We start from the raw sequence: 8412 nt of genomic DNA, 5'->3' as shown, positions 1-8412 counted from the left end.
CACGCGGCCGCCTCGGCGTTGTCCGCCGCGGACGTGTTCGCTCCCGACTTCGGGTGGGGCGGCGAGGACGCCGCGATCTGCGTACTGGCCGCCGCCGGGTCCGGCGCCACGCTGCTGCTGCCCGCGGCGGCCGACTCGGCCGACGTCCGCTTCGACGCGCTGTCCGAAGCGGGGGCCACGGTCGCGGAGGTGCCGTACGCGTTCGCCGGGGCGGTGCCCGTACACCTGCTGGATCTGCGCGAGCCGCAAGCCTCGTATCGACGGCTCACCGAGCCACCCGTGCCCGGCGAACAGGACGCCGCGCCGCGCCGCAGATGGTGGTCCGCCCCGGCCCCGGACGCCGCGCTGAACGGCCCGGATCCGCACACCTCGACGTGCCCGGCGCCGTACCACGTGCTCAACGACGACCTGATGCCCGTGCCCGCCGGCGGCACCGGCACGCTGTGGGTACCCGTGGATCCCGGCACCGCCTATCTCGGCGAACCGAGGGCCTGTGCCGACGACTTCAGACCCGATCCGGCCGGTACCGGCGGCCGAGTGGCGAACACCCGGGCGCTGGTGCGGATCGGTGCGGACGGCACGCTGCGCGTGGTCCGTCTGCCCGACGACCGGGTGTGCGCGCGGGGTCGGACGATTTTGGTCGAGGACCTCGCGGGGGCGCTCACCCGGCTGACCGGCCGGGCCGCGGTGGCGGGGGTGCAGCCCCTGGAGTGGGGTCGGGCCGAACGACCGTACGCCGCGCTGCGACCGCACGTCGGGGGGCCCGATGGCACCGCGGCCGCGGATCTGCCGGAGTCGCTGCGGCATCTGGTACCGGCCGCCGCGATCCCCGAACGCGTGCTCGTCGTCGCCGACATCGGCGACGCGAGCAGCGGCGAGAGCAGCGGCGAAACCGGTGACCACCTCGGGGGCGAGAGCCGGGGCCCGTTGCACGCCGCCGCTTCCGCCCACGCCTCCGCCGCTCTCGCCCACGCCGCCCGGTCGGCCGCCGAACGCGCCGCACGCCTAGACTCCCGCCCCTACACGCCACCGGCGACCGATACCGAACGCGCCCTCGCGCACGACGTGCTCATGCCGATCCTGGGCGTGCCCCGCGTGGGCCGCGACGACAACTTCTTCGGCCTGGGCGGAACTTCGCTCCAGTTGATCCAGGTACTGGCCCGGGTACACGCGGCCCACGGCGTGGACGTCGCCCTGGCCGACGTGTTCGCCGCGCCCACGCTGCGGCGGCTCGCCGAGTCGCTCGACCGCGTACGCGCCGACACGTCCCACGATCTCGAAGCCGTCGACGCACTGCTCACCGCCGTGGAAAGCACACCCGAGGACACCCCGGACCCCTGACCCCAGCGTCGCCGGAGACCGATCCGACCGACCCGACTCGACTCTCGTGAGGTCACCGTGGCAGTGGCTACGCCCGCAGACGGCCCGTCCGTTCCCCACCGCATCCCGCTCTCGCCCGCCCGGCAGGACATCCTCGTCGCGGCGGCGCTGGACGACTCGGCGCAGGGCCCGGCCCGCCAGGCTCGGATCACCCTGGCCGATGCCTCGACGTCCGACGTGCACGCGGCCTGGCGGCAACTTCTGGCTCTGCGATCACAGTTGGCGATCAGTGTGGACTGGTCCGATCCGCAGCCCACGCTCGTACGCACGGGCGTCGAGCTGCCGTTCCTGCGGGCCGACGACCACACCGAGGCCGGCCGAGCGGCGGACGAGGAACTCCGGCGCGGGTTCCCGCCGGCGCTGGACACCGCTCTGGGCCGACTCCTGTGGTCGGAGCGGACCCACGAGGCCGTGCTGACCTACCACCCCCTGCTGGTCGACGAGTTGGGCGCGCACCTGCTGCTGAGCGACCTGTCGGCGCTGCTCCGCGGCGAGCAACCGGTGCCCCGCCCCGACGACGTCCTCGCGGCCCCGGTCCCGGACTCCGACTCGAACCCGAACTCCGACCCGAACCCGAACCCCGACTCGAACTCGAACCCCGACTCGAACCTGAGCCCCGACCCGGACCCGTCGTCGCTCGTCGACGCCACCGACTTCTGGCGACGCGCCCTCGCGGACGTCGACGGCGCGACGCCGCTGTTCCCCGAACCGGCGGCCCGGTCCGGCCGGGAACCGGGCACGGTGCGCATCGCCCTGTCCGCCCCCGCGACCGCCGCGGCGCGCCGGTTGGCCGCGGACACCAAGTCCTGCAAGCTGCGCCTGGTCGCCGCCGCGTGGGCGTCCGTGGTGGCCAGGTTCCGCGGCGAATCGCTCGCCGTGATCGGGCTGTCGGTCGATACCCGGCCCCCGGCCCTGCGCGCGAGCCTGGGACCCTTCGAACGCACTCTGCCCCTCCCTGTCCGATTGGACGACACCCCCGCCGCCGCGTGGATCACCGAGGTATCGGAGTGGATGGAACACGCCCGCGCCCACGGCCGTTTGCCGGGCGCCGTGCTGCACGAACTCACCGGCGCCGAACGCGGCATCGCGCTGTACGACTCGGTGGTGGACGCCCGCGACGACGCGACCGTACCGGCGCCCGAGCCCGCCGGGCCACCGTTGAGCGTCGGCGTCGAGGACGACGGGGCGGCGCTGACCCTGGTGGCCCGGCACGCGCCGGAGGTCGCCGACACCGCGCAGGTGGAGCGGCTGCTGCGCTGTACCGCCGCCGTGCTCACCGGGGCCGCGGCCGCACCGGAAACCCCGATGAGCCGGCTCCCCTTGGTCGACGCGGTCGATCTCGCGGCGCTGAACGCGCACAACCACACGGCGGTGGACTACCCCCGCGACCGGTGCCTGCACGAGCACGTCGAGGACCAGGTGGACCGCACGCCGGACCGCCCGGCGCTCGTCCACGAGGGCGAGTCGATGAGCTACGCCGAGCTGGATCGCGCCGCGAACCGCCTCGCGCACCACCTGATCGACCTCGGCGTCCGGCCCGACACCATCGTGGGGCTGTGCGCGGAACCCGGATTCACGCTCAACGTGGCGATCCTGGCCGTCCTCAAGGCGGGCGGTGCCTACGCCCCGCTCGATCCCTCGTTCCCGCCCGACCGGTTGACCTACCTGGCCGAGGACCTGGACTGCCCGGTGGTGCTCGTGGAAAGCCGACTCGTCGGCCTGCTCCCGCACGCGCGCAAGCGGGTCGTCCTGGACGATCCGCAGGCGTGGGCCCACTGCCCGAGCGATCGACCGCGCACCGAAGTCGCCCCGAACAACCTCGCGTACGTGATGTACACCTCCGGTTCCACGGGTCGGCCCAAGGGTGTCCTGATCGAGCACGGCGGCGCGGCCAACTTCGTGTGGTGGATCAGCCGGCTGTACGAACTCCGGCCGGACGAGTCCGCGTTGCAGTGGACCGCGTACAGCTTCGACGCCGCCGTGTGGGAACTGTTCTGGCCGCTGTTCGTCGGCTCGCGGGCGGTACTCGCGCCACCGAGGCTGCACTTGGACCTCAACCGCTTCACCGAGCTGATCCGGACCGAGCGCGTGGCCACCCTGCACTTCGTCCCGGCGATGCTGCAGACGTTCCTCACCGCCGAGGACGCCGGTGCGTGCACGTCGCTGCGTTTCGTCTTCGCCAGCGGCGAGCCCATCCCGCCCACGCTCGCGGAGCGCTTCCACGCGACCGTGGACGCGGATCTGATCAACTTGTACGGCGTCACGGAGGTCTCCATCGACTCCACCTACTACGTGGTACCCCGCGCGGGCGGGCTGCCGTTCGTCCGGTCGGGCCGGCCGATGAACAACGAGACGACGTACGTGCTGGACCGGCACCTGGATCCGGTGCCGTTCGGTGCCCGCGGCGAGGTGTACATCGGCGGCGACAGCGTCACCCGCGGCTACCACGGGCGCCCCGGCCTGACCGCGGACCGGTTCGTGCCCGACCCGTTCGCGGGCGGCGGGGCCAGGTTGTATCGCACCGGCGACGTGGCGACCCTGCTGCCGGACGGGCATCTGCACTTTCTGGGCCGCAGTGACCATCAGGTCAAGGTGCGCGGCATCCGCATCGAACTGCACGAGGTCGAGGCGGAGATCTCCGAGCACCCACAGGTCCGCGAGTGCCTGGTCACCCCGTGGGGAGAGGGCAGCGAACGCAGTCTCGCCGCCTATGTCGTGCCCCGCGACGACCGGCTCGACGTGGCCGAGTTGCGCGCCTTCCTCGCTGCGCGGATGCCCGGCTACATGGTGCCGACCTCGATCTCGCTGCTTCCCGCCTTTCCCCTCGGACACACCGGCAAGATCGACCGCAAGGCGCTGCCCGCGCCGCAGGGCAGCATCAACGAGCGGTTGACGGGCGGCGTCGCGCCGCGCACCGAAACCGAGCGGGGCGTCGCGCGGATCTGGCAGGAGGTGTTGCGCGTGCCGAGCGTCGGCGTGCTCGACGACTTCTTCAGCGTGGGCGGCAACTCGCTGCTCGCCACCCGGGTGATCGCTGCCGTCCGCAGTCGGTTCGGGGTCCGGTTGCCGCTGCGAACGTGGCTGGAGTCCAGCGCCGTCGCGGAACTCGCCGCCGCCATCGACCGATACCGCGCCGACGAGGACCGCGTGGACGCCATTTTCACCGAGGTCGCGGACCTGCCGGAGGACGACGTCGAGTCGCCGGACGACGCGCGGTCACGACGCGAGACGCAGTCGCGGCAGGAGAAGCAAGGGCAGCCGCAGACCCGGGGGCAGTCACCCGGCCGGGAACAGTCACCGGACCGGGTGCGCTCGCCGCAGCAGGTCAAGGAGACCGGGCGGTGAGCGCCGCGGACGCCGGGGTGGACCTGCGGGCGCGCATGCGCGCGCTGTCCCCGGCGAAACGCGAACTGCTGACCGCGCGCCTGGCCGAACAGGGCCTCCTGCACTACCTGGACGGCGGTCCGGAGCGCGTCGAGCCGCAGCCGAACGATGTCACCGTCAAACAGGAGTCGCTGTGGCGGGCCCATCGCGACGGTGACGACGGCGACTTCCATCACGTGGGCCTGGTCTGCGCGTTCGCGCCCGAGCGCGCGCCCGAAGACGTGGCACGCGCACTGCGCCGGGCGATCGAACGACACGAGGCGCTGCGCAGCGCCTGTCTCCCCGCCCCTTCCGGCGGCGTGCGGGTGCGCGTGGACGCCACCGACGACGTACCGGTGCAGCACGTCGTCGCGCCATCGACCGAGCCGGCACAGGCATTTCGAGAGGCCGGGCAACTGGCGTTGCGCACGGGCAGGTTGCCGTTCCGACTCGATCGCCCACCGGTGCGGTTCCACGTCGTGGACGCACGGCCGGCAGCGGTTCTGCTGACGGTGGTGGCCCACGACATCGCGTGCGACCGGTACGGCCTGCGCACCGTCCTGCTACCCGAGCTGTACGGGGTTCCGGTGTCCACGTCGGGCCGGTTGCGGCCGCGCGACGTGGCCCATTGGCAGCGACAGAGCCTGACGGCGGGGGTGATCCGACAGCAACTCGACCGCCGCGCCGGGCAATCGCCACCGTCGGCGCTGCTCGACCTGCCCAATTCCGGGGACCGCGCCGGTGCGCGATTGCCGGTGCGCGTCGACGCCGCGACGGGCGCCGGGCTCGACCGTCTGGCGCGGTCGAGCGGGTCGAGCCTGTTCGCCGTGCTGTTGGCGGCTTGGGGGTCGGTGGTGGCCGAGTACCACGACCGCGCCGACGTGCTCGTAGGGTGCTGTACCTCCGGCCGGCACCGTCCCGAACTGATGGGCCTACTCGCGGACTTGGCCAACACGCTCGTCGTACGTGTCCCGGCGTCGACCTCGCCCGGGGGCGCGGAGTCGATCCGCCGCACCCGGGACGCGTTGACCGCCGCGATGGCCGACGGGGACGCGCCGTTCGAGCGCGTCTTCGCCGCCGTCACCGGCACCGACGCGGTCCTGGACGAGGACATCCGGGTACGACTGACCCTGGACGAGGCGGACGCTGCGGATGCCCTCCCCGGTTGCCACGGCGTCGAGGACGTGGATTTCGGCTATGCGAAGACGTCCCTGAGCCTGGAACTGGGCATCCGGCCGGATCGAGGACTGGCAGGCCACCTGGCCTACCGACCGGCGGACGTCTCCCGCGACGCCGCCACGCAGATGACCGCGCTCCTCCACACCCGATTGGCATCGTTGTCCCGAACGCCCGGCTGAGCCGGCCCGGTCCGAAACGCCCGCCCGGGCGCCGCGATCGGCGGCGCCGGTGCCATATCGACCGACCCGTCAGTGCCCACCCGCGCCCGACCAGGCGAGGTCGCCTTCCCGCGGGTCGTGGATGTCGAGGAGATACCCACGCCCCCACGCCGTGCGAATGGACAACTGCAGACAACCTATGCGTCGGCGTAGCCGCAGGATGCGTAGATCCAGGGCGTTGCGCCGCTGCGCACAGTCGCCCGGCCACACCCGACGGACGAGACTGTCACGGGGCACAACCTCCTGGAACGACTCCACCAGGACGCGCATCAGATCCGCCTCGGCCGGGGACAACGACAGCCTGCGCCCACCGAATCGCAGGACCCCTTCCCGGTCGATGCTCGGCAACGCCCCCGCCTGGGCCCTGGCCGCGAGGGCGGCGCGGCGGGCTCCGAAATCCTCCCGGCTGATGGGCGGCCTGACCCAGTCCTCCAGCACGTTGAGCCCCGTGGGAACCGACACCCCGTGACCCTCCAGAACCAACAGACAGGGCAATCCCCTCGATCTGCACACCGCGCGCTGTTCCGCTTCGGACGGCCACCGTAAAACCTTGACTTCCACACGGACCCCATTCCGGAATGCTCATGGAAAATACGGGCTCGCGAACAGTGAAAGCACGTCGGTACAGCATTCACCAAAACCGCCGACGAACACCCCGCACACCGTCGCCACCATATTCGGGCACACCTGTTCGGCACCCGCGACCCCGGGATGGAAAACACCGAGGAGAAAGCAGGTCCCAGGTTTCGGGACAGCAGATCGCGTTACGGACCGACACGATATGCCACGTCATGCCTCGCCCACCGTGCGCCGCACTTCACTACCGCAAGCCCGATTTCCTTGTTATTCCTACAGCCATACCGTTTCGCGCCCGTACTCCGTAGTTCACCGTGCCGACGAAATCGACTTCCCACCCCGCCGACGCGAGTCCCCCGCACCCCAACCGCCGAGTCTCACCTTGACCAACCAGCACGCTGCCGGGCCGGATTCGGTGCCGAGAAACCAACCGTTTCCCGCTCCCGATCACGAAGTCGCGCCAAGCCCCGCCAACTCGCCGATCACTTTACGCCGCCAACTTCGCCTCACTCGTCGACTCCGAAAGAATCTGTCCCGAAGCCATGATGCTAAACACGTTTCGCTTCACACAACCCCTCACGGCCGACCGCCCCGCATTCATCCCCTCAATTACCCTTACGGTCACGCCGCGTCTCACACCGACACACACACCGGAAACCCCACGCAAACAACCGGGAACAACCACGTTAGCCCCACCGAATCTCGGGTAGACGCAACGAGTTTACGCAAACTATGCACACCACAGGCCGACCGAAATTCCACCCGACGCCCACTGCGGCCACGCATCGGAGCCAACAGTGCCGACCGTCCGCTCTTCCCGGGTCGGCGGCTCGACGAGTGCCGGTCTTTCGCAGCCGTCTCGCCCGCCGGGGCCGACACTGGGAGTCGAAGTGGCTCGCCCGCCCGGCCGGTCGGCCCCGGGCGGTCGCTCCGTATCCTGTTCCTCGCGGGACCGGGTGTCGCCCGCGGCGGTGGTGGCGGTGGAACCGGTGCAGCACAGTTCGGCCTGCGTGCGTGTGCCGAAGTCGTTTTTGGTGGGAGGCGTGACGCGTGCGGTTCTTCGATGTCGAGACGTTGCCGGTCAGTGCTTGGCGCAACGGCGGGGGTGAGACGCGGGAGATCGCCGGGTATCCGGTGGACGCGGCCGACTTCGGTTGGCGGGCCAGTATCGCCACCATCGCGCAGGACGGCCCGTTCTCGGCTTTTCCCGGTGTCGACCGCTCGATCACGCTCATCGCGGGCGACGGTGTGCGTCTGGTCGGTGACGGGGGCCTCGACCATCGGCTCGATCGGACCGGCGAGCCGTTCGCGTTTTCCGGTGACGTGGCGTTGCGGGCGACTCTGTTGGGCGGCGACAGCCGCGATTTCAACGTCATGACGCGGCGCGGGCAGTGGACGGCCGACGTACGCCGGATCACCGGGCGCACGATCCTGCCCGCCGGACACGCCGGCGTGGTGTACGTGGTGCAAGGACGCTGGCGCTGTGAGCGGGAGTTGGCGGCCGGTCAGGGTGCGTGGTGGACGAACAGCACCGAGCGGGAGGCGGTGCCGCTCGCGGCCGGGGCGGTCGCGCTGTGGGCGGACATCCGTCCGGTCGGCCGGTAGGGCCCGTAGCGGCTCGTGTCCCGTCCGCGCGTCCGGATCGTGTGGTCGCCCCGCGCATCCACCGCGATCGTCGTCGCGGGCTCGGTCGCCG

5 protein-coding genes are annotated in these 8412 nt (G+C 71.5%); 4 read left to right on the top strand and 1 reads right to left on the bottom strand.

Annotated elements, in window-relative coordinates:
- From GT354_RS45115 to GT354_RS45105, 3 genes are all read left to right on the top strand, one after another.
- The coding region (locus GT354_RS45115; protein WP_237536086.1) for a phosphopantetheine-binding protein at positions 1-1341 on the top strand (1341 nt) is incomplete at its 5' end.
- A gap of 63 nt (positions 1342-1404) precedes the next feature.
- Complete coding sequence (locus GT354_RS56885; RefSeq protein ID WP_161363155.1) at positions 1405-4725, top strand: amino acid adenylation domain-containing protein; 3321 nt, start codon at positions 1405-1407, stop codon at positions 4723-4725.
- Positions 4722-6101: a condensation domain-containing protein gene (locus GT354_RS45105; RefSeq protein WP_161363153.1), complete on the top strand. Its 1380-nt coding sequence runs from the start codon at positions 4722-4724 to the stop codon at positions 6099-6101. The genes GT354_RS56885 and GT354_RS45105 overlap by 4 nt, the downstream gene beginning before the upstream one ends.
- Before the next feature lie 69 nt (positions 6102-6170).
- On the opposite strand, the gene GT354_RS55255 is transcribed toward GT354_RS45105, so the two are convergent.
- A complete protein-coding gene (locus GT354_RS55255; protein ID WP_161363150.1) occupies positions 6171-6602 on the bottom strand; it encodes a winged helix-turn-helix domain-containing protein in 432 nt (143 codons plus the stop codon).
- Positions 6603-7766: 1164 nt separating this feature from the next.
- Here GT354_RS55255 and GT354_RS45095 point away from each other — a divergent pair.
- Positions 7767-8321, top strand: coding sequence for a HutD family protein (locus tag GT354_RS45095; protein ID WP_161363147.1), 555 nt, complete (start codon positions 7767-7769; stop codon positions 8319-8321).
- Positions 8322-8412 lie beyond the last annotated feature (91 nt).

The sequence above is a fragment of the Streptomyces sp. SID3343 genome (assembly GCF_009865215.1).
Classification (GTDB): Bacteria; Actinomycetota; Actinomycetes; order Streptomycetales; family Streptomycetaceae; genus Embleya.
This window is presented reverse-complemented; position numbering and strand designations above follow the sequence as displayed.